The 25017-nt window shown below is 55.4% G+C and carries 27 protein-coding genes, 1 other RNA gene and 1 pseudogene; 16 read left to right on the plus strand and 13 right to left on the minus strand.

Going from position 1 to position 25017, the window contains the following annotated elements; genetic code table 11:
• The first annotated feature begins 101 nt into the window (after nt 1-101).
• The 6 genes and pseudogenes from sucC to NM686_RS18705 all read left to right on the plus strand — a co-directional run bounded on the left by sucC (nt 102) and on the right by NM686_RS18705 (nt 5440).
• Entirely contained in the window at nt 102-1322 is a 1221-nt protein-coding gene (gene sucC, locus NM686_RS18685) for an ADP-forming succinate--CoA ligase subunit beta (RefSeq protein ID WP_255189336.1), read from the plus strand.
• Complete coding sequence (gene sucD / locus NM686_RS18690; protein ID WP_255189337.1) at nt 1319-2185, plus strand: succinate--CoA ligase subunit alpha; 867 nt, start codon at nt 1319-1321, stop codon at nt 2183-2185. The genes sucC and sucD overlap by 4 nt, the downstream gene beginning before the upstream one ends.
• A 71-nt stretch (nt 2186-2256) precedes the next feature.
• A pseudogene (locus NM686_RS21840) lies at nt 2257-2427 on the plus strand (DUF4160 domain-containing protein).
• A complete protein-coding gene (locus NM686_RS18695) occupies nt 2405-2650 on the plus strand; it encodes a DUF2442 domain-containing protein (protein ID WP_255189338.1) in 246 nt (81 codons plus the stop codon). The pseudogene NM686_RS21840 and the gene NM686_RS18695 overlap by 23 nt, the downstream one beginning before the upstream one ends.
• 69 nt (nt 2651-2719) lie before the next feature.
• On the plus strand, nt 2720-4345 hold the full coding sequence (locus tag NM686_RS18700; protein WP_255189339.1) for an NAD+ synthase: 1626 nt from the start codon (nt 2720-2722) through the stop codon (nt 4343-4345).
• 3 nt (nt 4346-4348) lie between these two features.
• Nucleotides 4349-5440 (plus strand): hypothetical protein, encoded by a 1092-nt coding sequence (locus tag NM686_RS18705; protein ID WP_255189340.1) that lies wholly within the window; start codon nt 4349-4351, stop codon nt 5438-5440.
• A gap of 34 nt (nt 5441-5474) precedes the next feature.
• Here NM686_RS18705 and NM686_RS18710 read toward each other — a convergent pair whose 3' ends face one another.
• Nucleotides 5475-6107, minus strand: coding sequence for a helix-turn-helix transcriptional regulator (locus NM686_RS18710; protein WP_255189341.1), 633 nt, complete (start codon nt 6105-6107; stop codon nt 5475-5477).
• Between the two features lie 198 nt (nt 6108-6305).
• Here NM686_RS18710 and NM686_RS18715 point away from each other — a divergent pair, with 198 nt between their 5' ends.
• Entirely contained in the window at nt 6306-6683 is a 378-nt protein-coding gene (locus tag NM686_RS18715) for a group I truncated hemoglobin (protein ID WP_255189342.1), read from the plus strand.
• Nucleotides 6684-6704: 21 nt separating this feature from the next.
• On the plus strand, nt 6705-7691 hold the full coding sequence (locus tag NM686_RS18720) for a 2Fe-2S iron-sulfur cluster-binding protein (protein WP_255189343.1): 987 nt from the start codon (nt 6705-6707) through the stop codon (nt 7689-7691).
• A gap of 5 nt (nt 7692-7696) precedes the next feature.
• On the opposite strand, the gene NM686_RS18725 is transcribed toward NM686_RS18720, so the two are convergent.
• A complete protein-coding gene (locus NM686_RS18725; protein WP_255189344.1) occupies nt 7697-8560 on the minus strand; it encodes a LysR family transcriptional regulator in 864 nt (287 codons plus the stop codon).
• A gap of 129 nt (nt 8561-8689) precedes the next feature.
• Here NM686_RS18725 and NM686_RS18730 point away from each other — a divergent pair, with 129 nt between their 5' ends.
• The 6 genes from NM686_RS18730 to ssrA all read left to right on the plus strand — a co-directional run bounded on the left by NM686_RS18730 (nt 8690) and on the right by ssrA (nt 14895).
• Nucleotides 8690-9565: a hypothetical protein gene (locus tag NM686_RS18730; RefSeq protein WP_255189345.1), complete on the plus strand. Its 876-nt coding sequence runs from the start codon at nt 8690-8692 to the stop codon at nt 9563-9565.
• Entirely contained in the window at nt 9562-11142 is a 1581-nt protein-coding gene (locus NM686_RS18735) for a DHA2 family efflux MFS transporter permease subunit (RefSeq protein WP_255189346.1), read from the plus strand. The genes NM686_RS18730 and NM686_RS18735 overlap by 4 nt, the downstream gene beginning before the upstream one ends.
• Entirely contained in the window at nt 11142-12584 is a 1443-nt protein-coding gene (locus NM686_RS18740; RefSeq protein ID WP_255189347.1) for an efflux transporter outer membrane subunit, read from the plus strand. Before NM686_RS18735 ends, NM686_RS18740 begins: the two co-directional genes overlap by 1 nt.
• Nucleotides 12585-12589: 5 nt before the next feature.
• Complete coding sequence (locus NM686_RS18745) at nt 12590-13747, plus strand: efflux RND transporter periplasmic adaptor subunit (RefSeq protein WP_255189348.1); 1158 nt, start codon at nt 12590-12592, stop codon at nt 13745-13747.
• A gap of 281 nt (nt 13748-14028) precedes the next feature.
• On the plus strand, nt 14029-14460 hold the full coding sequence (locus NM686_RS18750; protein WP_255189349.1) for a hypothetical protein: 432 nt from the start codon (nt 14029-14031) through the stop codon (nt 14458-14460).
• A 56-nt stretch (nt 14461-14516) separates the two neighbouring features.
• Nucleotides 14517-14895: a transfer-messenger RNA gene (ssrA, locus tag NM686_RS18755) on the plus strand.
• Nucleotides 14896-15202: 307 nt separating this feature from the next.
• Here ssrA and nirJ read toward each other — a convergent pair.
• From nirJ to NM686_RS18810, 11 genes are all read right to left on the minus strand, one after another.
• Nucleotides 15203-16342 carry a heme d1 biosynthesis radical SAM protein NirJ gene (nirJ, locus tag NM686_RS18760; protein ID WP_255189350.1) on the minus strand — a complete coding sequence of 380 codons (1140 nt, stop codon included), beginning with the start codon at nt 16340-16342 and terminating at the stop codon, nt 15203-15205.
• A 1-nt stretch (nt 16343) separates the two neighbouring features.
• Nucleotides 16344-16820 carry a siroheme decarboxylase subunit beta gene (gene ahbB / locus NM686_RS18765; protein WP_255189351.1) on the minus strand — a complete coding sequence of 159 codons (477 nt, stop codon included), beginning with the start codon at nt 16818-16820 and terminating at the stop codon, nt 16344-16346.
• A gap of 391 nt (nt 16821-17211) precedes the next feature.
• Nucleotides 17212-17655, minus strand: coding sequence for an Lrp/AsnC family transcriptional regulator (locus NM686_RS18770; RefSeq protein ID WP_255189352.1), 444 nt, complete (start codon nt 17653-17655; stop codon nt 17212-17214).
• A complete protein-coding gene (gene ahbB, locus NM686_RS18775; protein WP_255189353.1) occupies nt 17648-18154 on the minus strand; it encodes a siroheme decarboxylase subunit beta in 507 nt (168 codons plus the stop codon). Before ahbB (NM686_RS18775) ends, NM686_RS18770 begins: the two co-directional genes overlap by 8 nt.
• A 7-nt stretch (nt 18155-18161) precedes the next feature.
• A complete protein-coding gene (locus NM686_RS18780; protein ID WP_255189354.1) occupies nt 18162-18617 on the minus strand; it encodes a hypothetical protein in 456 nt (151 codons plus the stop codon).
• On the minus strand, nt 18617-19789 hold the full coding sequence (locus tag NM686_RS18785) for a cytochrome D1 domain-containing protein (RefSeq protein ID WP_269021893.1): 1173 nt from the start codon (nt 19787-19789) through the stop codon (nt 18617-18619). The genes NM686_RS18780 and NM686_RS18785 overlap by 1 nt, the downstream gene beginning before the upstream one ends.
• Before the next feature lie 17 nt (nt 19790-19806).
• Nucleotides 19807-20412, minus strand: coding sequence for a Uma2 family endonuclease (locus NM686_RS18790; RefSeq protein WP_255189355.1), 606 nt, complete (start codon nt 20410-20412; stop codon nt 19807-19809).
• 66 nt (nt 20413-20478) lie between these two features.
• Complete coding sequence (locus tag NM686_RS18795; protein WP_255189356.1) at nt 20479-20892, minus strand: DUF3465 domain-containing protein; 414 nt, start codon at nt 20890-20892, stop codon at nt 20479-20481.
• Complete coding sequence (locus tag NM686_RS18800) at nt 20889-21203, minus strand: c-type cytochrome (protein WP_255189357.1); 315 nt, start codon at nt 21201-21203, stop codon at nt 20889-20891. The genes NM686_RS18795 and NM686_RS18800 overlap by 4 nt, the downstream gene beginning before the upstream one ends.
• Nucleotides 21200-21508 carry a c-type cytochrome gene (locus NM686_RS18805; RefSeq protein ID WP_255189358.1) on the minus strand — a complete coding sequence of 103 codons (309 nt, stop codon included), beginning with the start codon at nt 21506-21508 and terminating at the stop codon, nt 21200-21202. Before NM686_RS18805 ends, NM686_RS18800 begins: the two co-directional genes overlap by 4 nt.
• Nucleotides 21505-23085, minus strand: a complete 1581-nt coding sequence (locus NM686_RS18810) for a nitrite reductase (protein ID WP_269022997.1) — start codon at nt 23083-23085, stop codon at nt 21505-21507. The genes NM686_RS18805 and NM686_RS18810 overlap by 4 nt, the downstream gene beginning before the upstream one ends.
• A gap of 206 nt (nt 23086-23291) precedes the next feature.
• Between NM686_RS18810 and NM686_RS18815 the strand changes: the two genes are divergently transcribed.
• Together NM686_RS18815 and pdxA are read left to right on the plus strand one after the other, a co-directional pair.
• Nucleotides 23292-23855: a MarR family winged helix-turn-helix transcriptional regulator gene (locus tag NM686_RS18815; protein ID WP_269021894.1), complete on the plus strand. Its 564-nt coding sequence runs from the start codon at nt 23292-23294 to the stop codon at nt 23853-23855.
• A gap of 68 nt (nt 23856-23923) precedes the next feature.
• Nucleotides 23924-24904, plus strand: a complete 981-nt coding sequence (pdxA, locus tag NM686_RS18820; protein WP_255189361.1) for a 4-hydroxythreonine-4-phosphate dehydrogenase PdxA — start codon at nt 23924-23926, stop codon at nt 24902-24904.
• The last annotated feature ends 113 nt before the right edge of the window (nt 24905-25017 follow it).

The raw sequence follows: 25017 nt of genomic DNA on the forward strand, positions 1-25017 counted from the left end.
TTGACTGGATACAAGATACAGGGTTCAAGGATTGGGAAAAAGACGAAAGTCGAGGCTGTTTTGAATCTTGCGCCCCGCACCTAAACACAACGGAGTCACAGATGAACATTCACGAATACCAGGCCAAGCAGTTGTTTCGCGATTACACGATTGCCGTGCCACAAGGCATAGTCGCCGATTCGCCGGCACAGGCCCGGCTAGCCGCCGAGCAATTGCCGAGCTCTGCCTGGGTGGTCAAGGCGCAAATCCACGCCGGCGCCCGCGGCAAGGCCGGCGGGGTCAAAGTCGCCCGAAGCCTGGATGAAGTTGGCGCGCATGCCAAGGCCATGCTGGGCACTCGCTTGGTCACGCATCAAACCGATGCCGCAGGCCTGCCGGTCAATGCTGTTTGGGTCGAAGAGGCGTCCGCGATCAAAAACGAATTTTACTTGAGTCTGCTGATAGACCGTGACAGCGAACGCCTGATCTTTATCGCCTCCGCCGCCGGCGGCATGGATATCGAAGCCGTGGCCGCCGAAACCCCGGAAAAAATCGTTCGCGTAAAAGTTCACCCCGCGGCCGGATTACAAGCTTATCACTGCCGTCAAATCGGCGCGGCCTTGCAATTGGGCAAAGAGCAACAGGGCCAGCTGCAAGCCATCATGAGCGGCATGTACCACCTGTTTCTGGCCAAGGATTGCAGCCAGATCGAAATCAACCCGCTGATCGAAACCGAAGACGGCCATTTAGTTGCCCTGGACGCCAAGATCAATTTCGACGACAACGCCCTCGCCCTGCATCCCGACATCGCCGGCTTACGCGACCCCTCTCAGGAAGACGCCAAGGAGGCCGAGGCCAAGCAGTTTGACCTGAATTACATCACCCTGGGCGGCAACATCGGCTGCATGGTCAACGGCGCCGGCCTGGCGATGGCCACGATGGACATGGTCAAGCTGAAGGGTGGCGCGCCGGCGAACTTTCTGGACGTCGGCGGCGGCACCAACAAGGACAAAGTCAAGGAAGCCTTCAAACTGATTCTGTCCGACGGTACGGTCAAGGCCGTGCTGGTCAACATATTCGGCGGCATCGTCAAGTGCGACGTGATCGCCGCCGGCATTCTGGCCGCGGTCGAGGAAATGCATCTGACCATCCCGGTGGTGGTGCGCCTGGAAGGTACCAATGTGCAGCAAGGCTTGGACATGCTGAAAAATTCCGGCCTGGGCCTGGTGCCGGCCGCAGACTTGAATCAAGCCGCCGAACTGGCGGTGACATTGGCGGAGGTCGACGCCGGTTCCCGACCATCGTCGACACTTACTCCATCCATGGAGGGCGACCGCCCATGAGCATTTTGATCGACAAAAACACCAAGGTTATCTGCCAGGGCTTCACCGGCAAGCAAGGCACTTTCCATTCCGAACAAGCACTGGCCTATGGCACGCAATTGGTCGGCGGCGTCACGCCCGGTCGCGGCGGCTCGACACACCTGGACTTGCCGGTATTCGATACCGTTGCCCAAGCCGTCAAAGCCACCGGCGCCAGCGCGACGATGATTTACGTACCACCTTTCTTTGCCGCCGACGCTATTCTGGAAGCGGTCGATGCCGGCATCGAACTGATCGTCTGCATCACCGAAGGCATTCCGGTGCTGCAAATGATGCGGGTCAAAGCCGCGATGCAAGGCACGAGCTCGTTACTGGTCGGCCCCAACTGCCCTGGCGTGATCACGCCCGGCGAGTGCAAGATAGGCATCATGCCCGGCCACATTCATCTGCCCGGCAAAATCGGCATCGTCTCCCGTTCCGGCACCTTGACCTACGAAGCCGTGCATCAAACCACCCGCGAAGGCTTGGGACAAAGTACCTGCGTCGGCATTGGCGGTGACCCGATCCACGGCATGAATTTCATCGACGTACTGAGTCGCTTCCAGAATGACCCGGACACGCACGGCATCGTGATGGTCGGCGAAATCGGCGGCAGCGACGAGGAACAGGCGGCAGAATTCATCAAAGCCCATGTCACGAAGCCGGTGGTTGGCTACATCGCCGGCCAGACCGCGCCGCCCGGCAAACGCATGGGGCACGCAGGCGCGATCGTGACCGGCGGCACCGGCACCGCGAACGGCAAGATTGCTGCGATGAAGGCGGCCGGCGTAAGCATGGTCAGTTCGCCGTCGGACATCGGCGCGGCGATGCGGGATTGTTTTTAACGAAACAAATGCCGACCTTGCTCAATCTAATGGGTTTCAAGTTTTTCTTCTATGCAAACGAGCATCAACCCATGCACATTCACATCAGCAAGGGCGACGAATTTGCCAAAATTGAATTGGAAAACTTATGAGTAGTCCGTACTAATTTGAAACCCAAGGATTTGAAACAGGCGCTTGAAATCACCTCTATTCATCAACGATCATTCATGGAGGCATGGCATGAGTACTTTTGTGACCGGTAAAAGCATACGTTTAGACGAGCAATATTTACATGTCGAATTGGCGGACGGCCGTATCATTTCGACCCCGCTGAGCTGGTATCGTGAATTACAAAGCGCCGACGAACCATCACGAAACCATCACCACTTTATTTGTGGTGGAACCGGTATCGAATGGCCCGCTCTGGATTATCACTTGAGCATAGAAAGTATGTTGATCAACGTACCCCACCAGCAAGCAGCGTAATTTCTGATCGTTACCACGTAAAGCCGGCTACGAACCAACAGTCAACCCACTCGTTGTGAACCCTACCTAATGTCCTTAAAAATCGCCCTCGCCCAGCTCAATTTCACCGTTGCCGACATCCAGGCCAACCGCGCCAAGATCATCGCCGCGGCCGAGCAGGCCAAACGGCAACAGGCCGATGTGATTCTGTTTCCGGAATTGTGCATGACCGGTTACCCGCCGGAAGATCTTTTGCTGCGCGAGGACTTTATCCAGCAGGCACAGCGGGCGGTCGAGCATATCAAACAGCAGGTTCGCGGCATCACCCTGGTTATCGGCTATCCGCAAATTCGCGGCAAATGGCGCTACAACGCCGCCGTCGCCTTGCGCGACGGCCAGGTGATCGCCGAATACCATAAACAGGCCCTGCCGAATTATGGCGTCTTCGACGAGCATCGTTATTTCAACGCTGGCCATCAAATCAGCTTGTTCGAAATCAAAGATTGCACGCTGGCACTGACTATTTGCGAGGACATCTGGATACCCGGCATCATCGCCAAAAACCGCGAAGCCGGAGCCGATGTCATTCTGGCGTTGAATGCCTCGCCGTTTCATGCCGGCAAGATGCATGAACGCGAGAACATCATCTGCAGCCAGATCAAGGACGCCGGGGTACCGCTGGTCTATGTCAACCAGATCGGCGGCCAGGACGAATTGGTATTCGATGGCGCCTCGTTCGTCGCCGACCAACATGGCGAAGTGGTGTTTCGCGCCAAGGAATTCGAAGAGCAACTGGACATTGTCGAGTTCATCGATCATCGCCCCATCAAAACCACTATAGCCCCGCTCTATCAGCCGGTAATCAGCGAATATAAAGCCTTGGTGCTCGGCATCAAGGATTACGTACGCAAGAATGGCTTCGACGGCGCCTTGCTGGGCCTGTCCGGCGGCATCGATTCGGCCGTGGTGTTAGCCTTGGCGGTGGACTCTCTGGGTGCCGACAAGGTCGAGGCAGTGTTGATGCCTTCGCGCTACACGCAGGATATGAGCGTCGAGGATGCCAAACTGGAAGCCGACGCGCTGGGGGTCAAATACCATATTCTGCCGATAGAACCCGCAGTGACTGCCTTTAACGACATGCTGGCGCCGCTGTTTGCCGGCACCCGAAAAGACACCACCGAAGAAAACATTCAGGCTCGCTGCCGTGGCATTTTGCTGATGGCGCTATCCAACAAACAAGGCAAGTTGCTGCTGACCACCGGCAACAAGAGCGAAATGAGCGTCGGTTACGCCACGCTCTACGGCGACATGGCCGGCGGCTTTGCGCCGCTAAAGGACGTGGCGAAATTGATGGTGTACCGCCTGGCCGAGTATCGCAATACGCTGTCGCCGGTGATTCCAGAGCGCGTGATCACGCGGGCGCCATCGGCGGAACTTGCGCCCGATCAAAAGGACGAAGATTCGTTACCGCCTTATGCGGTGCTGGATCCAATTCTGGCGCTGTATATCGAGCAGGACAAGTCGGCCAAGGAAATCGTTGCCTTGGGTTATCCCGCCGATGCGGTGCTACGTACCACCAGCCTGGTCGATCGCAATGAATACAAGCGCCGGCAATCGCCACCCGGCATCCGCATCACCACCAAAGCTTTCGGCCGCGACCGCCGTTATCCGATCTCGTCGGCTTATCGAGGTGGCGCCACCCTTATCGAGGAGTAAATCATGACCCTACTGCGTACCCTGCTCATCGGCGCCAGCCTGCTGTCGTCCACCGCCAGTTTTGCCCGCGAAATCAATGTCCCCGTGCCATTGGACTATCGCCTGATTCGCAATGTGCTGGTCAGCCAACTATTTACCGGCGAAGGCCAAACCGCCCGCCTGTGGCATGATGGCAAGCAATGCAGCTTTCTGGATTTATCTGACCCGCACATTGACGGTGAAGACGGTCAAATCAAAATCGACAACCATGTACACGCACAATTCGGCGCCAAAATGGGCGGCAAATGCATGACCTTGATCAAATGGAACGGCATCCTGGAAACCTTGCAAAAACCGACGCTGGATAAAAGTGGCAACGTGCTGAGTTTTCCAGTCACCCGCACCAACGCCATTGACAGCAGCGGTCAGCCACTGAACATCGCGCAATTGCAGGAGCTGTTGCAAAAAGTCGTTGCGCCCAAACTGGCGGATTTAAAAATCGACCTGAACAAATCGCGCGGCGACATCGTCAAAACCCTGCTGCCTTACGTCCCGGCGGAAGATAGCGAACAACTGCACGATTCGGTCAACAGCCTGCGCTTCAACTCGGTCAAGGCCGATGCGACCAGCATTTTGTTGAATTTGGGGTTTACCTCCAACCTGAAAGCGCCGAACACCACGCCGGCGGCAGCCTTCAGCGACAGCGAACTGGCACAGTGGCAAACCCTCTGGCAGGACTGGCAGGCTTCGCTGGACCAGGCCATTGCCCAGGCCCCGCTGGAAGGCGAACTGGCGGCCAGCCGCAATACGCTGCGTAACGTCCTGCAAAAAGCCGGCGCCGCGTTTGAACGAGGGCTGACCGCCAACCCTAGCGAAGGCGACGATCCGGTAAGAATGTTTATCAACGAATCCTGGGACGAATTGAGCCCTTTGCTGCGCAGCGTGTCCAAGCAATTGCCCGGCGCCGAGGGTCTGCGTTATCTGACGTTGATCGCCGCCACCGATTTGATGTACGAGCTGGAATCGATAGGCTCTCCGTTTGGCCTGGAAATATCCTCCAACGGCCTGCGCAAGATCGCCCGTAGCTACATCAACCATAAAGCCAAGAACGGCTGAAACCTCAAACCCAATCCCGTTCGAAATAATCAGCTTACGCGCTTGACCTGGCAATATTGAATCGGCAAGCGCAGTCTTTTTTCGCCATGCAACTAATCTGCTCGACGGGCTTTTCCAGCAAGGTGGTAATCAGAGCCTGATCGAAATGGCACAGCGCGGGATGCTGCTGGGCCAAGTCGTGATAGACACAGTTGACCGCCTTGATGCTCTGCCCCCCCTCTTGCTGCTCCAATTCGGCATGATAGCCCAGACTTTGCATCAGCTCGACCAGCGCCTCCAGTTTTTGCTGCGTATTTTTGTGGCCGAATTGAGGGGCTAGCGAGTTAGCCAATTTAACGCCCATGTTCCACATCATTTTTTCCAGCGATTCCGGCGTCATTTCCGCAGCCAGGTCGTTCAACAACAAATTGCAGAACCAGGCATATTGCTTCGGAAAATGATTGACGCCTTGCTCGGTCAAGGCATAACAGCGCGCAGGCCGACCACCTGTACTGGTCAAGATCCCTTCCTTCACCAGCTGCTGCTTCTCCAATACCACCAGATGCTGCTTGACCGCATTGCGCGAAATATCCAATTTTGCCGCCATGTCATCGATACTCAAGCCGCTTGAGGCATTCAACAACAACGTCATAATCTGTTCTTGGCGAGAACCGGTATGTGTATTCATCGTACAAAAAATCGTCAAAGGTTGAACAATGATAATCCTAACGGCCCAAGCATAACATAGCTAAACGCGAGCACCTCCCATTACTTAATAAAAAACACTTTTATAATAAATTTATTGCAAAACCATTTTCTTTACCTTACCCTATCTCCGAGCCTGAAGGCTTGCGCAATTTTTTACTACAAGCAGAGGAAAATCATTATGAGTGCAACCGCTACTACGCTGTATGAACAATTAGGCGGCGAAGCCGCCGTAAATGCCGCCGTAGACATTTTTTATCGAAAAGTGCTGGATGATCACCGCATCAACCGTTTTTTCGATCACACCGATATGGAAAAGCAGGCGGCCAAACAAAAAGCCTTTTTAACCATGGCATTCGGCGGGCCGAATAACTACAGCGGCGCTGACATGCGCAGAGGACACGCGCACCTGGTGAAAATGGGTTTGGATGATTCCCATTTCGATGCTGTAATGGAACACCTGACCGGCACCTTGCGCGAACTCAACGTGCCGCAAAACTTGATCGACCAAGTCGCGGCCATCGCGGAAAGCACACGCACCGACGTATTGGGTCGCTAACTAAATCAACAGGAGCCGGGGATGTCGCCAAAAAAAATCACCACCGCCGACCATGAGATCGTTTGCCAAGAAGGTGAATCGGTTTTGGATGCCTTATTGCGTGAACATATCGACATCCCCTATTCCTGCAAGGAAGGCGCCTGTCAAAGCTGCATGATTCGCAGCACCGACGGCGCGCCTCCCACCAACGCGCAAAAAGGCCTGAAAGACGTGCTGAAACATCAGAACTACTTTTTGGCCTGCTTGTGCATCCCGCATGAAGACATGCATGTCAGCATCGGCGACAGCCCCGTCACCTTTACTGACGGCACGGTGACCGGCAAGGAATTGCTCAACCCTGAAACCCTGCTGCTGACGATAGAATTCGACGAACCGCTGGATTTTTACGCCGGCCAGTTCGTCAATCTGAAACGGGCGGACGGCTTGATACGCAGCTATTCGATCGCCAACAACCGCGTTCACGCGCATAAACTGACTTTTCATATCCGCCGCCTGGCGGGTGGCCGTTTCAGCGAATGGGCGCATCAGGAATTGGCGGTCGGCGACAAGATTGCCGTTTCGGACCCGCAGGGGCTGTGTTATTACCTGCCCAACGATCTGGAGCAAAACATGCTGCTGGTCGGCACCGGCAGCGGCTTGGCGCCACTGGCCGGCATCATCGAGGAAGCCCTGCACCACGGCCACCGCGGCGAGATTCATTTGTATCACGGTAGCCGGGAAGTGGATGGCCTGTACTGGATCGATGAAATGCGGCAACTGGCCAAGGCACATCCCAACTTTCATTACACCCCCTGTGTATCGCGCGGCGACGCGCCGGCAGGCATCACGCAAGGCCGGGCCAATGAAGTGGCTCTGGCAGCGTTACCCAGCCTGAAGGAATGGCGCGTGTACTTGTGCGGCCATCCGGAGATGGTCAATCAAACCAAGCGCAAAGCGTTTTTGAAAGGCGCCAGCTTTCAGAATATTTATAGCGATGCTTTTCATGTCGCGTCCTCGACCTTGGAATAAGGACATCAGGGATAGGATTTCTGTCTTTCCTGCTCAGCCAGCGCACGCAATCGTGCCAAAATGGGCCCCAACACGTCGGCATCGCCGTCGCGCGCGGACACTAAATAAGCAGGCAACGTAAAGCGCGGGCTGCCTGCGACGTGAAACAACTTACCCGCCGCCAGCCAGGGCTCGGCCAAGCGAATCGGCAAGAAACAAGAACCACCACCCTGGGCCAGCATCAATTGCAGCGCCAGCCAACCGATATTGACCACCTGCGCCGACCGCTCCAGATTTGGGTAGCTATTGCTATGCTGGGCGTAAAAACCCGGCCCCCAATCGACGTAAATGTAATCGTCGTTCGGCCAAGGGCGACCAGGATCGCTGGTCAGCAAAACCAAGGTTTCATCGAACAAATGCTCGACTTGCAAACCGGCGCTATGCTGCGGCGTATACATCATGCCGATGTCTATGCTGCCTTCGATCAAGCCGCGCATCAAATCATCTTCAAACCCGATATCGCTGCGAATCGAAATATCCGGCATCTCGCGCCGGATCTCGCTGATCCAGCGCGGCAGCAACATTTCCCATAACGCGATCCTGGCCCCGATGGTGACGCTGGCGCGAAAGCGACTGGGCAAGCCGATGTCGTGGCGCGCCTGCTCCAGGGTCAGCAACAGGGACTTGGCGTGCCGAAGAAAACGCTTGCCCTGCAAGGTCAAGCTGGCCCCCGAACGATTGCGCACGAACAGCGGTACGCCCAAATAAGCCTCCAGGCGCTGAATCCGGGTACTGACCGTAGATTGCGTCACATACAAACGATTGGCCGCTTCCAAAAAACTGCCGTTGGCGACGACGCTGAGAAAGGTTTTGATTTGATCGATGTCCATGGATTTATTATCGACATCATCAATATTAAAGTCTAATAAATATCGTTTGTCTTATATAAAAACCTCATCTATATTGAATCGCTACCAGACGCATCGCGCCTTTTCCGCAACCCTTATCGGAGAGCCGATATGAACAATACCGCAGACACCATGCCATGGCCTCACACAAATCCGGCATCCTTCTTTACTTTGATAAAACTATCAAGCCTGTGCCTGCTGCTGGCGTGCTTGTTGACTGGCTGTTGGGCCGCGGATATCAAGCCCGCCAGACAGGACCCCGCCAAACTGCAATCCCTGCTGCTCGTCCCGCTGGAATCCCCACCGCTGGAAGTCATACCCGACCCATTAACGCAACGGATGCCCGCATATGGTCATTATGACAACATGGCCATGCCTGTCGCATTGACCAGCAAACGCTATCGAAATGCCGGCGGCGTCATCATTGCGGGTTTGCTCAGCGCGGATGACGAACAGAATCATCCGCTCGACGCGCCCATGACAGCGGACAGCGCCACAGAATTGGTCTGGAACCCCGTCCAAATGGTAGCGGAGTTGGCGCAAACTCAATTCGAATCCCGGAATATCGACGCCAGGCTGAATCGCGCCCCCTATCCGCTGCCAATGGCAGATAATCACCGCAATGCGAATTTGCAGCACTGGCGCCGGGCCACGCAAGATTGGTACGCACAGGAACAAAGCCCCATGGATTATCGCCAGCTCGGCGACTTCGATGGCGTCCTGGAAATCGGCATAGGCAACTATCGAATCTTCGAAGGCCAGACCTCCCTGCAGATTTTGCTGAAGTTGATCGATCCCATTACCGGCAGAGTCATCGCCCGTACCCGGACCGAAGATTTCAACGTGGACGGCGCGGCGCTGGCTTCGCTGCAAACCGACAGCCAGGCCTTCAAACGGCGGATTGCCGCGCTTGGTGAACAGTTATTGCCGCAAGCATTGGAAAACCTGGGCTGGCCTGGCTTTTCCCGTATCCTAGCTAGGCGATGAGCATTGCGTATGGCAAACGCTTGCGTGGCTGGCGCTTTACGCTATTCAACCTGTGTCTGGGCGCCAGCCATGCACTGGTGATTTTCAATGCCGGCGCCTACATCGCGATGCTGCCGCGCGTGGCCGGGGGCTTGGGCATACCGTTGAGTTTCTCGACCTGGACCCAGACCGATTACATGATCAGCCTGGCGCTGGGGGTTCCGCTCGGCGGCTGGCTGGCGCGCCGCTTCGGCGAATATCGGCCGTTCGTCGCAGCCTTCGTAGTGTTCGCGCTGGCCTCGACGATGTGCGCGCTGGCGACCCAACTCCCTGTTTATCTCGCCTCCCGTATCGTGCTCGGCTTCGCCGGCGGCTTGACCTTACCACTGGGACAGGCTTTATTGCTCAAGGAATATCCGGACAAACGCAAATCCATCGGCATTGGTATCTGGAGCCTGTTTACGCTGACGCCGTTTACACTGGGCCCGCCATTGGGCGGCTGGATTGCCGACACCTTGGGCTGGCGCTGGCTTTTCTGGCTTAATGCACCGGTGGCGTTGACGATTGCCGGCACCATTGGCGCCCTGTTATACCAGCGAGGCAGCCCACGCTTGCGCCAGCGTTTCGATACTCTCGGTTTTTTGCTGTTCTGCCTGGTGCTGCTCGGCGTGCAGACCCTGCTGAACCAGGGCAACGACTGGGACTGGGGCAATTCCTCTTACCTGATAGGCCTGGGGATTTTCATCATGGTCACGCTAGGCTATTGGATCATCTGGGAACTGAGCCAGCGCCGGCCTTTTCTGGATATTCGTTTGTTCACCCACCGTAATTTCACGATAGGCGTCTTCACGCTGTTTTTCGGCTTCTTGATGTTTCAAGGTCTGCTGTCCATGCTGATCGTGCAATTGCAGGTGTCGCTCGGTTATTCCTCGCTGCTCGCGGGCCTGGTGTTTCTGCCGATGGCGATTTTCGCCAAACCGATGGCCGGCATATTCCACGAAGTCGTCAAACGCTGCGATGCCCGGCTGCTGGCCAGCGCCAATCTGCTCTGCTTTGCGGCTACCTATTTCTGGTTGAGCCGCTTCGACGACCCAGCCTCATTCGAGCAACTGTTCTGGCCCAAATTGCTGGAAGGCGTTTGCCTCGGCAGTTTTTTCGTCCCACTGACCGCATTGCTGTTGCACGGCTTACCCCCCGAACGCCATCCCAAGGCTCTGGAATTGGCCAATCTGCTCCGCATCGCGGCCGGCGCGATCGGCATTACCTTGCAAGGCATCGTGCTATATCGCCGCACACCGTTTCATGTCACCCGCTTCGCCGAAAACCATGCCGGGTTCGACGAATTTCGGCTGCAAACCGTGCAAACATTGACTAGCGTCGGATTCGACGAAACCATGGCGTTTGCCAAATTCGCCAAGCTGACCACCCAGGCCGAATTGATCCGTAGCCTCGATGACGCGTTTTGGCTGGCCGGCTGCGCGTTCGTGGGGCTGGCACTGCTGGTCTGGTTCGCCCAGCCGACACGCGTACCGGTCAAAGTCAGCGCGCGCGAGGAATTACGCCGCGAAACCGAAGAAATCACCGCCGAGGAAGTCTGATGCAAAGCCGATCACTGCTAATCGCTCTGTTGCTGTCCACGTCGGGTTGTGCCTGGTTCGGCGAGGAAAGCGAGCGCGCGCGCATGAACGCCATGCCGGACATCGGCCACACCTTGCAGTCGGCGCGCACGGAACGGCCATTCCTCGATGAATGGCCACGGCAAAACTGGTGGTGGCGATTTAACGACGCCACGTTGAGCCGGCTGATCGAAACCGCGCTGGCCGACAACCCGGATTTCAAAGCCACCGAAGCCCGCCTGCGCCAATCACAAGCCATGGTCGACGCGCAAGCCGCCGAACTCTACCCAACCGTCGACGCCAATATCAGCTTCAGCGCGCAACGCTATTCCGCCAACAGCGTACAGGCCAAATTCGCCGGCGAAAATTTCCGCCAATTGTTGATCAACCCGCTGATCTTGCGCTACCACCTGGATTTTTGGGGCCGAGACGAAGCCTCGTTGCAAGGCGCGGTCAGCCGTTCGCTGGCCGTGGCCGCCGAAACCGCCGACGCCAAGCTATTACTGGCCGTCGCGGTAGCTGGGGTCTATTTTGATTTACAGGCGGCAACGGAAAAACTGGCAATTGCCGAAGACATCGTCGGCGATCACACAGCGCTGGCAAGACTGGAACAAGCCCGTTTCGACAATGGCTTGAGCGGCGAAGCTCCGGCGCTGCAAGCGCGCATCGCGCTGAATAACGCCAAACAGCAACAAGCCAGCTTGCAAGCCGAACGGGAACTGCAGCGGCATCTTTTGGCGGCGCTGACCGGTAAGGGCCCCGACGTGGAACAAATCATTCAAATTCAGCCACTCTCGGCACTACAGCCCCCTCCATTACCGGCCGACCTGCCGCTACACCTGTTATCGCGCCGCCCCGATCTGACGGCCGCGCGCCTGCACGCGGAAGCCGCCGCCGAGGAAATCAAGGTTGCCGAAACCGCGTTTTACCCCGACGTGAACTTGATCGCCTTTACTGGTCTGCATAGCGTCGATCTGGCCGACATCGCGCTGCAAGGCTCCAGCCTGGCTTATGCCGTGGGACCGTCGATAGAATTCCCGATCTTCGAGGGCGGCCGCCTGCGCGCCAATCTGAGCTATCAACAGTCCAGCTACGATGCCGCCGTCGAACGTTACAATGCCAGCCTGGTACATGCCGTGCAGGAAGTGGCCGACGCCCTGAGCCGTTGGCGCGAGCTCGAGGCGCGCCTGACGGAACAAGCACAAAGCCTGGCCAATGCCGAAACGAATAATCGCCTCGGCGAGAGCCTGGCCCGCACCGGCCTCGGCGACCAAAGCAAACCCTTGTTGACCCGTCTCCAAGCCAACCGGGAACGGCTATTATTGACGGCCTTGACAGCCGAACAGCGCAAGGCAGCGGTCCGTATCATCAAGGCGCTGGGCGGTGGCTACGACGCCAGCACCCAAACCAATCCAAAATCCTGAACCCTATGCACAAAAAGATTCGTCCGCGCGAAATCCTCCGCCAGCGCAACCGCCGCCTGAAACTGATGACGCTGGCCTTGCTGTTGGCCGCCCTGCTCGGTGGCTTATACTGGTGGCTGGAGCATCGCGACTGGGTCAGCACCGACGATGCCTTCATCGCCGGGCATTTGATCACGCTCAAGGCACAAAGCGACGGCACCGTCGTCGAATTGCTAACCGAAAACACCCGCGAGGTCAAAAAAGGCGATGTACTGGTCAGACTAGACGGCAACCACGCCCTGGTCGCCCTACAACAGGCCCAGGCCGAACTGGCCGAAACCGTGCGTAACATCGTTACGCTGAAAAGCAAGGTGGAAACCCTGAAACAGCGCATTCTGGCCAAGGAGGCCGCGCTGAGCCAAGTCAGGCATGACCTGAGCCGCTTTAGCGCCGCGGCCGCGGACGGCGCCGTCTCCGAACAACAAGTGCAAAATGCTCAGGACAAGATGCGCGAACTGGAGGCCGTGATCCGCGAAACCCGCGCGGAGCAACAAGGCATCGAGGCACAATTGCTCGATTCCTCTCTAAACGATCATCCGGCCGTCGAAAAAGCCAAAAGCAAGCTGCGTAAGACTTACTTGGATTATGAACGCCGTAACGTCATTGCGCCGGTTTCCGGTTACGTCGCCAAGCGCAAGGCGCAAATCGGCGACAGCCTGAAAAGTGGCGCGCCCTTGCTGGTCATCGTGCCGCTGGAGGAAGTCTGGGTGGAAGCCAATTTTCTGGAAACCCAGGTGGCCGATATTCGCCCCGGCCAACCGGCGGAAATCCGCGTCGACGCCTATCGCAATGAAAGGTTATACCACGGCCGCGTCGAAGGCCTGACCCCCGCCACTGGCAGTACCTTTGCCTTGCTGCCCACCGACAATAGCACCGGCAATTTCATCCACATCGCAGAGCGCGTGCAAGTGCGCATCGCCTTGGATGCCGACGAACTGCGCGAGCATCCGCTGCAACCCGGTCTGTCCACCCTGACCCGCGTCAAAATCGACGAAACTGACGCCTTGCGCCTGAAATCGAATGTCAGTCTGGCAAACGCCGCGTATCGCACCGACATTTACGAGCACGAACTGGATGGCGCCGAAGCACTGATCCGGCAGATCGTGGAAACAAATAGCGATTGACGGCCCGCGCCGGATTGATTTGGGCAAAATCCGGTGCATTCTCCGACCGGCAAAAATGGCATGGTCTGTTATAGTGCCAAAAATCCAAATGGAATTCGCGGGTCAAGGCCATTAAGTTAAGAAAAAACTTGTCGTTCCGGCAGGGATTAGCGGAACCCAGAAACCAAGAATGGCAAAGGCCTTTCACTTCCTTGTGAACTGGATACCGACACGCGTCAGAGCGCGAAGCAAATCCCTGCCGGTATGACGGCTTAACTTAATGACAGTGGGTTCGAAGGTGCATGAAACGATTTTACGGTCTGGAAAATCTTGACCTATCTCATCATGGCAGTCTGCAGGCTAGCACCTTGGCCCAATGGCTAACGCATGACTTGCAACAGAGCCAATGCCACATTTACGGCTGCATAGCCGATGACGACACCATCCTGCTGGCAACTTTGAGTCTCGTACCCGACTCCTTGGTTTACGACACTTTCGATCAACGCCTTGATTTTGTCGTTGCAGGTCCCATAGTAAGAAACGACTGCGTGCCGTTGACTTATCGGCTACAAGGCAATCAATTCGCCATCAGCGGTCGCTGTTCGATGATTTCCAAGGTCTGCGGCGTGGATTTATACCTGCATGGCAGCTACACCGGCAGCGTTGGCGATGAGGCCAGACAGTATTTTTCGGTCTCTATCAAGCCATTGTTAAAACTAATAAAATCAGCTTGATAACAAAAAAATATTTGTGACAATTTTTTTTGAAATTAGATAGAATGAACTTACTTGGGGGCGACATGGCTTCGACGTGGGTAGCAAAACCTCAGGTGCATGCCGAGCACAGTACAGCTCGTAAAACCTACTGAAAAAAAGTATTCGCAAACGACGAAAACTACTCAGTGGCCTTAGCAGCTTAAAACCTGCACCACTTCTCTGACCAGATGTACTTATGCGTCTGGAGTTCCTTCGGGAGCGCTCAGGGATCATATTACATAAGATCGCGCCAAGGCTTAGTCCGGAGCCAGCAGCGCTAAATCCAATCGGAATCGCTGTTGATTTTCTTGGCCCGACGGGTAGTCAACAGTTAAATCAAAAGCGCGGGATAAGCATGTAGAGCTTGTGGCGGAGTGCTTGCGGACGCGGGTTCAATCCCCGCCGCCTCCACCAAGTATTAGTATCAAGAAGTATCAGAAAGACTCAAAACCCGCAGCCCGTAAGGGTTGGCGGGTTTTTTCTTGTCTCAAGAAAACCCAGTAAATCCCACCACAGCGCAGAAAATTTGCAGTAACTCTCAAATTTTCGGCTACTGTAGTTGAAAGTTACGCTGAAAGTCATGGTGGGAACGACGCACAGCCTTCATGAGCGTTACTGCAATCTTCTCTAGCTGTTGTCTCATCTAGCTTCCGCAAAATCAGTCACCGCCCTAGTCGTGAATTGAATCGCTCTTACTGCAAGTAAAAATGGGATATTAATCCTAGCTGAAAACTTCCTCGTCATCCAGGTAGCAGCCTGGATCTTCAGCCCAAAAATCGCCGGTCAGTTGTTGGGCGCGGACGCGGGTATTGCCGTTGCAAATGCTTTGATAATGACAGGTGCCGCAGCGGCCTTTCAGCGGGCGCGGCGAGGCCTTCAGCCCGGCCATCAATGGGTCGGACACATCCTGCCAGATCTCGGAAAACGGCCGCTGGCGGACACTGCCCAAGTTGTAATGCCACCAAAAGGTATCGGGATGCACGTTACCCAGATTATCGATATTGGCTACGTTGACGCCGGAAGCATTGCCGCCCCATTGCTGCAACTTGGCCTGGATATGCTCGACGTGCTCGGGAAAGCGGCGTTTGACCCAATGCAGGAAATATACGGCATCGGCATCGTTGTTGCCGGTGACCACTTCGCGGTGCAGGCCTTGCTGTTCCCAGCTCAGCGCCTTTTCGAACAAGGCGTCCATGACCTTGCGGGTCAATTGAAACTCGGCGTCGTCTTTCCGGTTTTTATTGCCGCGGCCGCCGTAATTCAGATGCGACAGATAGAATTTGTCGATGTCTTCGTCGTCCATCAACTGGAGCAAGGCATCGAAATCGTGGGCGTTGTCCCGCGTCAACGTGAAACGCACGCCGGCCTTGATGCCGCGCTCTCGGCATAAGCGGATGCCGGCCAGCGAGGCGTCGAACGAACCTTGTTTCTGGCGGAACTTGTCGTGCGCCTCTCGCATGCCGTCCAGGCTGACGCCAATATATTGATAATCGATCGCGGCGATTTGCTCGATATTGTTTTTGTCGATCAGCGTACCGTTGCTGGACAAGGCCACGTAAAAGCCCATGTCGCGGGCGCGTTGCGAAATCGGAAAAATATCCGGATGCAGCAACGGCTCGCCGCCGGACAGAATCAATACCGGCACTTTGAAGGCTTTCAGATCGTCCATCACCGCATAAATTTCCGGCGTCGTCAGTTCACCTGGAAAATCGATGTCGGCAGACGTGGTATAGCAATGCTTGCAAGTCAAGTTGCAGCGGCGGATCAGATTCCAGATTACCACCGGGCCGGACGGTTTGCGCGGCTTGCCCAACGGCGTTGGATGCACGAGTTCGCGCATGTATTGACTCAGACGAAACATGTTACCCTGCAATCCTCAAGCCGGTTTTCTTCAAAATCTTGGTGCTGTACAGCACCGCGTGCCGGTAGCAATCCTCGCCCAACAATTCGGCGATCACGGCGATTTGTTTTTCGGCGTCTTGTTCCGTCTTGCCGTGCACCATCGCGAACAGGTTATACGGCCAATCCGGCAAATGGCGAGGCCGTTGGTAGCAATGACTGACGAACGGCAATTCGGCGACGCGCTGCCCCAGGCTGTCTACATGCCGGTCATCGACATCCCAGACCGTCATGCCGTTATGGCGATAACCCAGTTTGTAATGATTCGGCACCGCCGCAATCCGCCGAATGATGCCAGCCTCCAGCATGTCCGCCATGCGCAGCATCACTTCTTGAGCCGTGATGCCCAATTGCTCGGCGACGGCCTGATAAGGTTCCGCGACCAGCGGCAAGCCGGCCTGGGTGGCCTGGATGATTTGACGGTCGATAGTGTCGATCATTATTTTGACTGGTTCGGAGTCCATAGAAATTACTTAGGAATGAACATGCCTATTCACCAAAACACTGAAATGTGTGATTGGGTGGCGGCTGGTTGAGATCGATACGGTTCATAAACCGACAACCTCGGTTTCCAATTTTTTGGATGGAAGGTTCATCCAAGCCCAATTTCAGCCCACGGCGGCGGCCATCTTGCGCGGACAGATACAACATCATGGCCTTGCGCAAAATTTCGCTTTTGTTGGCTTCGTTTTCCTGGGCCACGCTATCCAACTCGCGACTGAGGTCATCGGACAATACGACATTGACATGTAAAACTCCTGCAAATAGAACGATATGCGTTTTATATACTCATTTTACATATCAACCAATGATCCAACAGCCGCGTCTCCATCAAGCCTCCAACTGCAAGCCCACGTAATATTCCTTGATTTTCGGCATGTTGTAGACCGTCAAGCCGGTTTGCCGTTCGATGGCATCGATGACCGCCTGCACTTGTTCCGGCTTTTCGGTCGCCAACACAAACCACATGTTCAAGGCGTGGTTACGCGCATAGTTATGCGCCACCTCCGGAAAGCCATTGACGATGTCTGCGATTTCGTCGAAACGCTCCCCTGGCACCTTCATCGCCGCCAAGGTCAAGGCGCCGCCCATTTGCTCGGCGTGATACATCGGCCCAAAGCGCGATAAAACGCCCTGGTTCAACAAGTTTTGCAGCCTCTCCAGCAATTCCGCCTCGGCCACACCAAGCTGCTCGGCGACATATCTATAAGGCGACTCGCAAATCGGCAAGCCCTGTTGCAAACGGTTGATGATGGCTTTGTCGATGTCATCCATGACTAAACTCCAATGGCTCAATCACGGGCGCTTTATAAATAGCCCCACGCTGCTTGAAACAACGACGACTGAATAAAATCTCGTGCCGACAGGCTTCCAGGCCGCAACTTTGTTGCAGATCGGCCCATTGCTGCAAAACCGTCTCGCGATTTTTGCCGTGTATCATGCAATAAAGGTTATACGGCCAAACCTCGCCTTGACGTGGTCGGCGATAACACAGATTGACGAAGCTGTGCTGGCTGACACGCAGGCCCATTTCCGCAACTTGATCGTCAGGAATATCCATCACGATCATCGCATTGGCGCGATAACCTAGCTGCCGGTGCTTGACCACGACGCCCCAGCGCCTGATCAAACCTTCCGTTTTCAGACGCCCCAGCCGAACGATGACATCCTGCTCATCCATGTCCAATTGCGCGGCGATGGCGGCATAGGGCCTCGCGGTAAGCGGTAAGCCCGCTTGCACGGCGGCAATCAAGCGATAATCCAAGGCGTCCATGGGGATTTCAGTCGTTCAGATTGAGTTCAAAACCCAGGTTGATGAAATAATCGGCCAACATCGGCAACAACATGGTTTTATAACCGGTTTGAGTCTCGATATCGCTAATCACCCGCTGCAAGTGAGCCTGATCGGAGGCGATCAGCACGAACCACAAATTGAAGCGGTTTTCCCGCTCGTAATTATGATTGACTTCCGGATAGGCGCTCACCAAGGCGGCGACGTGCGCCAAATCCTGCTCCGGAACCGCCATCGCCACCAAAGCGCTATTGCCGATGGCGTTCGGCGCGATCACGGGACCGATACGGCTAATCATCTGTTGCTCGGCCAATACCTGAAACGCCGCCAGCACTTCGCCTTCCGTGACGCCAAGCTGCTCGGCGATATCCAGAAACGGTGTCGGGCTCAGCGGAAAATCCTGCTGATAATCGTTCAGCAAATGCTTGTGCAAGGACGCCAGCATCACAACCCCAACTGATTGGCGCGATTACTGAAAAAGATCCCGCTGGGTTTTTGCGCCGGCAGGCGGGCGGTCTCATTAAACGATTCGGTGTCGTAAACCATCACCCTGTCCTCGTCGCGCACCGCCATCCAGACGGCTTCGCCGCGCGGGCTGAATTCCATGTGCAGCACGGCCTTGCCGGGTTGCAGGGTCTTGACGACATTGAAATCCTTGACGTCTATGACCTGTACGGTTTGATTGTCCGGAAAGGCGAAATTCACCCACACCTGGCGACCATCCGGTCGGGACATCACGAACACGGGCTGTCCGACGACCGGAATGCGTTTGACCAGTTCCCAATCGTGTTTATCGATCACCAACACCTCATGCAAGCCGATGGCCGGCACGAATAGCAGTTCACCAGCCACCGTCCAGCCTTCCAGATGCGGCATTTTGTAAACCGGTAATTGCTCGTCGTCCTTGCCATAGTCATCCAGGATATGTTTCACGCCTAGCTCCGGCTGCCACAAATCCAGCAAAGCCAGGCCTTTTTCGCCGAACAGTCCGGCCGCGTAGAAATGGCCATCCGGCGTCAGCAAGGCATCATAAGGCTGCTTGCCGATGTCCTTGAATTTCTTGACGACCGGCTGGCGTGGATTCTTGGCGTCTATCAGCCAAATCTCGTTACCTTCGAACAGGCTGCAAACGAAACGGCCGCCCGGCGCATCGACCAAGCCGACCACTTTTGATAACTGGTTGTCGTCGCCGTAAACGGCCGGAATCTCGGCCAGCTGCTCCAAGGTCTCAGCATCGAACAGCTTGACACCACCCGGCGTGTAGTTGGATACGGCAATGACTTTGCCATCCTGCGAAATCGCCCCGCCTATACTGTTGCCGGCCTGCACGACGCGTTTTTCGATTTTGTCCTGCAACAGATCGATTTTGCTCAAGCCGCCGTCGCGGCCAAACACGTAGGCATAGCGCTGATCACGCGAGAACACCACCGAAGCGTGGGACAAGTCGCCCAAGCCTTCAATCCGGCTCAGCATCTTGGGCGTGCTGGTGTTGATGACTTGCACGCTGCCGGTCTCGCGCTCGATCACGACACCCAAATCGCCGGTGGCGCGCAGGTCTGCAACAGCCGATGCGGCAAAAAAATAAGCCGCACCAGCTAATGTTAAAAATCGCTTCATAAAAACCTGTTTAAAAATCACTCTGCAAAGGCTTCCTGCAAGTCGACCTCGCAATCGGGGAAGACATGCGATGTGGCGAGGTCTTCGCCGGAAAACATGGCCAGCAACTCATATTTGTCGTGTTCTTCGTCGAGCACGAACTGATGCACGGCCTGTTCGAACGGGTAAACGATCCAATATTCCTTGACCCCGCTTTCCCGGTATAGCTCGAATTTCGTCTGCATTTCCTTCTTGGAATTGCCTTTGGACAATATCTCGATGATCCAGTCCGGCGCGCCCAGACAACCGCGCTGATCCAGTTTGCCGGTGTCGCAGATCACACATAAATCGGGCTGCACCACGGTGTAAATATCCTGATTGGCCACGACCGATTTGCGGCGGTCGTATAGGCGTACATCAAAAGGTGCCGCAAAAAGCTGGCAAGGCTGTTTCTTGAATTGAGCGTATAAAATTCCAGTCAAGCGGGTGGAAACGCGCTGATGATCCAGACTCGGCGCAGGACTCATCAAGCTGATCTTGCCCTTGATCAGTTCTATGGTTTCGTCCAGCCGCCAGTTCAGGTAGTCGGCATAGGAATAATGCCCGTTCAGATCCAGCTGAGAAAGTTGAGTGATCGTCGCCATGCCATGCCCTCGAAATTCAAAACATCCAATCTGGGTTTAATACGTCGACTCTAAATGACCAGAATTTTATTGATAGATCTTGCCATCATGCTTCAACCAGCCATCCACATGCCGTCCGGCCGGGTCGTGATGGGTCCAGTGCAGCGTGCCGCCCTTATGGTTCCATTCGTACTCGCCGAAGAACGCCACCGTATCGCCTACTTTCAAATCGTGGATTTTCGGCGCCAGATCGATGTTGTGAGCAATCAATAAAGTTTGTCCGGATGGCAAACGGATGATGAAGCGTTGATGGCGGCTGCCGCGATTGTCGTCGGCAAGCAGCTTGATTACCGTACCTTCACTTTCGATTTGCAGATCGCTACGCTGTTGTTGATAAGCCTGCTCAATAGCAGTATCGCCAACGCTGACGGCACTATCTGCCCAAACCTGGGGTTGCGCGAATAAAGCCGCGCAACCTAGCAGTACCCTCAGCCATCTCATGGCTTGATGCCTTGCCGCAGTTGGCCGATCAGCCAACGGCTTTCATCCACGTTCAGAAACTGCCGCCAAGGCGGCATCGCCGTGCCGGCGCGGCCGTTTTGAATCGCATCTATCATTACGGCATCGTTTTTTTCGACCAAGACTTCCGGCATCAACGAAGGCCCGAGGCCGCCTTTCGGCGGCAAGCCGTGGCAGGAACCGCAATCATGCTTGAGCATGTTCAGCAATTCCTGCTGCCGCTGCGGACTCGGTTCGTCCGCAACGGCAACGGCACAGACCAGGCCGAGCAACCAGCCATAACGCCTACTCAAGGTTTGACGCTACCGTAATAGCTGGCGATATCGTTGATTTCGTTATCGGTCAACGAACCCGCGATCGCATTCATGATGTCGGACTTGCGAGTCTTGTCACGATATTGCTTAATCGCAGTTTTCAGATACTCCACATCACGCCCGGCCAATGGCGGAAACGGCGCATCGGCACTCGGGTTGCGAATGCCGTGACACTGAGAACAGACCGCCGCGGCCTTGGACTGGCCCGCGTACAAACTGGCCGCCTGGCTGGAACCGGCGGCCATCAGACCGCTCAGCAGGATCAAGGAGATTTTTGCTCTCATTTGCCTTGCTCCATTTCATCGGGTGACAGACCGCGAGTCATGTATTTGACACGGCCTCTGGAGAAGATACCAGCAGGACTTTCCATTGGCACGGTCGCCACTTTTTGCAAGGAATTGGAATCGTAAACCAGGACTTCGTCGCCATTGTAGCCGGCACTGACATAGAGGAATTTGCCGTCGGCGCTATATTCCGGGAAGTAGGCGTGGCCGCCGACATCCAGGGTTTTGGCAACTTCCAGGGTTTTCTTGTCGATCAACTGAATGGTGCGTGCACGTCTGTCTTTGCTGATGATGTCAACCGCGACATAAGGTGCGTTGGCATGAGCCGCAGGCGATTCAGTGCCACCTGAAACCGGTACTTGTTTGACGACTTCCATTTTGTCCAAATCCCAAACGCTGACGACCATCTTGTCGCAATCGCCAAAGTTGGTACCGAAGCCCAAGGTACGACCATCAACCACGACCGCCGCGCCGCCACCGACGTGCGGTACGCAACCCGCTGGCAATTGCTTGATCAGTTCGCGTTTTTCCAGATCGATCGCGGCGACAATGCTGTCGTCATAAGACGCCACCATCAGTTTCTTGCCGCCATGCGTCAGGAAGGCGTCGTGCAAGTGACGGCCCACTTTCTCGATTTTGGTGACAGGGAAGCCTTCTTTGTTGTAATCGACGATCCAGACCTGGCCGGCATTTTCCAGCGCAATCGCGAACACGTCGGCATAAGGGGTACCGATGATCATGCCCGAGTCGGACGACACATGTTTACCGTCGGGATCGATGCCTTCCAGTTCGAAAGTTTTCAAAGGCTCCAAAGTTTCGGCATCCAGGATTACGGCGTTATGCGGCACGAAGGAGCCGGCCATGATGTATTTGCCGTCGCGCGATACGCCCATGCCGGGCCCGTTGTAACCGGTTTTGATGCTGCGGACCGCCTGCATCGAATATAGATCAACCTTGAAAATCTCTGCAGTGTCGGTTTTGACATAGGCCCAACGCGGATTGGCCGGATTGAAGTCGATGATGTGCGCGGCGGTGCCGGTAGCCACTTCGCCGACTTTTTGATGATTGGTGCTGTTGATGAAAATGGCTTTGGAGCCTTCGCCACGGCCGTATTTGCCGCGTGCCGCCACGCCGATCAGATTATCGATGTTATCGATTTGGAAAGTCGGCTTGCCAGGCAGAGTGCTCTCATCCTTGACGTAAACCTTCAAGGACTTCTTCATGTCGTCGATGGTCCAGGCCGGATTCGGTTGTTTCGGGGTTTCTTGCAAATGCTTGATCACGCCGCGAATCTCGTCGTCGCTCAGTTTGCCGTAGAAGGGAGGCATCAGCGTATCGAAGCTGCCGGCCATGACGATGGTACGCAACGCCGTAGGGCTTCGACCTTTCAAGGTATCGGCATTCAAGGCTGGCGCCAGATAGCCACCGTGATCCGCGCCGTGGCAGCTGGCGCAATTATCCATGTAGATGTCGTGTGGGCTGTCGGATTTCGCCAGCACCGCACCGGACGACAGTAACGCGGCGATAGCGCTCGCCAGAAGGGATTGATTCAGTCGTCTTTTAGTTGTTGTTTTCATCATAGAGCATTCCTGTCATCCGTAAATTAAAAAAAGAGCCAACTCAGGAACATTAAACCATAAAGCAGAGCGGTTCCGCCCTTTGAAAGCCTTTATGGAAGAATTTCTGGTTGACTCGAGGCCGAATGTTATAAAATTTCGAATCGATATTAAAGCGCCTGAGACCCACGCTTGTCAACCCTAGAGGCAATGTTAAAATGTTCTCCATGCCACAGACCGATATATACGAACTTATAGAATGCATGACCGCGCTGATACGCTCCGAGGAACGTAAAAAATGCACGGAACTTGGCCTGCAGCCCGTGCATTTCCAGGTACTCAACTACCTTTCCCGCGCCAATAAATACAGCAACACGCCCGCAGCGGTCGCCAATTACCTTGGCATGACGCGCGGCACAGTGTCGCAATCCTTGATCATCCTGGAAAAGAAAGGCTTCATCGAAAAGATTCCGGACACCCAGGACAAGCGTGTAATCCATTTACGCCTGCTGCCAGAGGGTGAAGCTATTCTGAAACAAGCCCGACCGTCGAACTTGTTCGATAGCGCCACGGATATTCTGCACAGCACCACCCCGGTCACGCCGGATGCCAATGTATTTCAGCAAGCCTTAACCGCCTTGCAAAAAGCCAATCAATCGCAATCATTCGGCGTTTGCAAGACCTGCCGCAATTTCAGCGAAAAAGACGGCGAGTTTTTCTGCCTGCTGACACAGGAAAAACTCAGCGACGGCGACAGTCAGCAAATCTGCCAGGAACACACCCCTGTCTGAGTATTTTGCAACATCATTCATGGTAACGGTGTGTTACGATTTCCGCCACATCCAACACACCGCCGCCCATGACCATAGCACGTATCGCTCTCACCCCCGGAGAACCCGCCGGCATTGGTCCGGATTTGTGCGTGCAATTGGCGCAGGAAACGCAGCCCTGTGAATTGGTGGTCATTGCCGATCCCGATTTGCTTGCGCAACGCGCCCACCAATTGGGACTGCCGCTGACCCTGCACCTATTCGATCACACCCAAGCCGCGCGCGCGCATGCGCCCGGCCACCTGACAGTCTTACCCGTAACCCTGGCGACACCCAGCGTTTCCGGGCGACTAGACGCCGCCAATAGCCGTTATGTCCTGGAGACCATACGTCAAGCCACATTAGGTTGCTTGAATCAGACATTTTCCGCCATGGTCACCGCTCCGGTACACAAAGGTGCGATCAATGATGCCGGCATTGCTTTTAGCGGTCATACCGAATTCATCGCCGAGATCACGGGCGGCACTCCGGTCATGATGCTGGCAACGCCAGGCCTGCGCGTCGCGTTGGCAACCACCCACTTGCCGCTATCCCAGGTCAGCGGCGCAATCACGCCGGAATCCTTATCCAGCGTAATCCGTCTGCTCGACCAGGATTTGCGCCAGCGCTTCGGCATAACAAGTCCCCAAATATTGGTCTGCGGCCTGAATCCGCATGCCGGCGAAGGCGGTCACTTGGGGCGCGAGGAAATGGAGATCATAGAACCGACGCTGGAACGTTTGCGCCTCGAAGATATACATCTTTACGGCCCACTGCCCGCTGACACTTTATTCACACCGAAATATCTGGACCATGCCGACGCCGTATTGGCCATGTACCACGACCAAGGCTTGCCGGTTTTGAAATTCAAAGGCTTCGGTCAGGCGGTCAATGTAACCTTAGGCTTGCCCATAGTTCGCACCTCGGTCGACCACGGCACCGCGCTGGAATTGGCCGGCACCGGCAACGCCAATCTCGGCAGTTTGCGGTTTGCATTACAAACGGCGCTGGATATGACCTCAAAAACCTAACCAACGCAACAGGACACTTTGTCGCAACGAAGCGTCGATGCCACTAGGATTCATGGCAACCCTTTCATTTCGTGCCTTTTGTGCTTTTCGTGGACTATCAATCTTTCAAATCA

It is taken from the genome of Methylomonas rapida (assembly GCF_024360925.2).
GTDB lineage: Bacteria > Pseudomonadota > Gammaproteobacteria > Methylococcales > Methylomonadaceae > Methylomonas > Methylomonas rapida.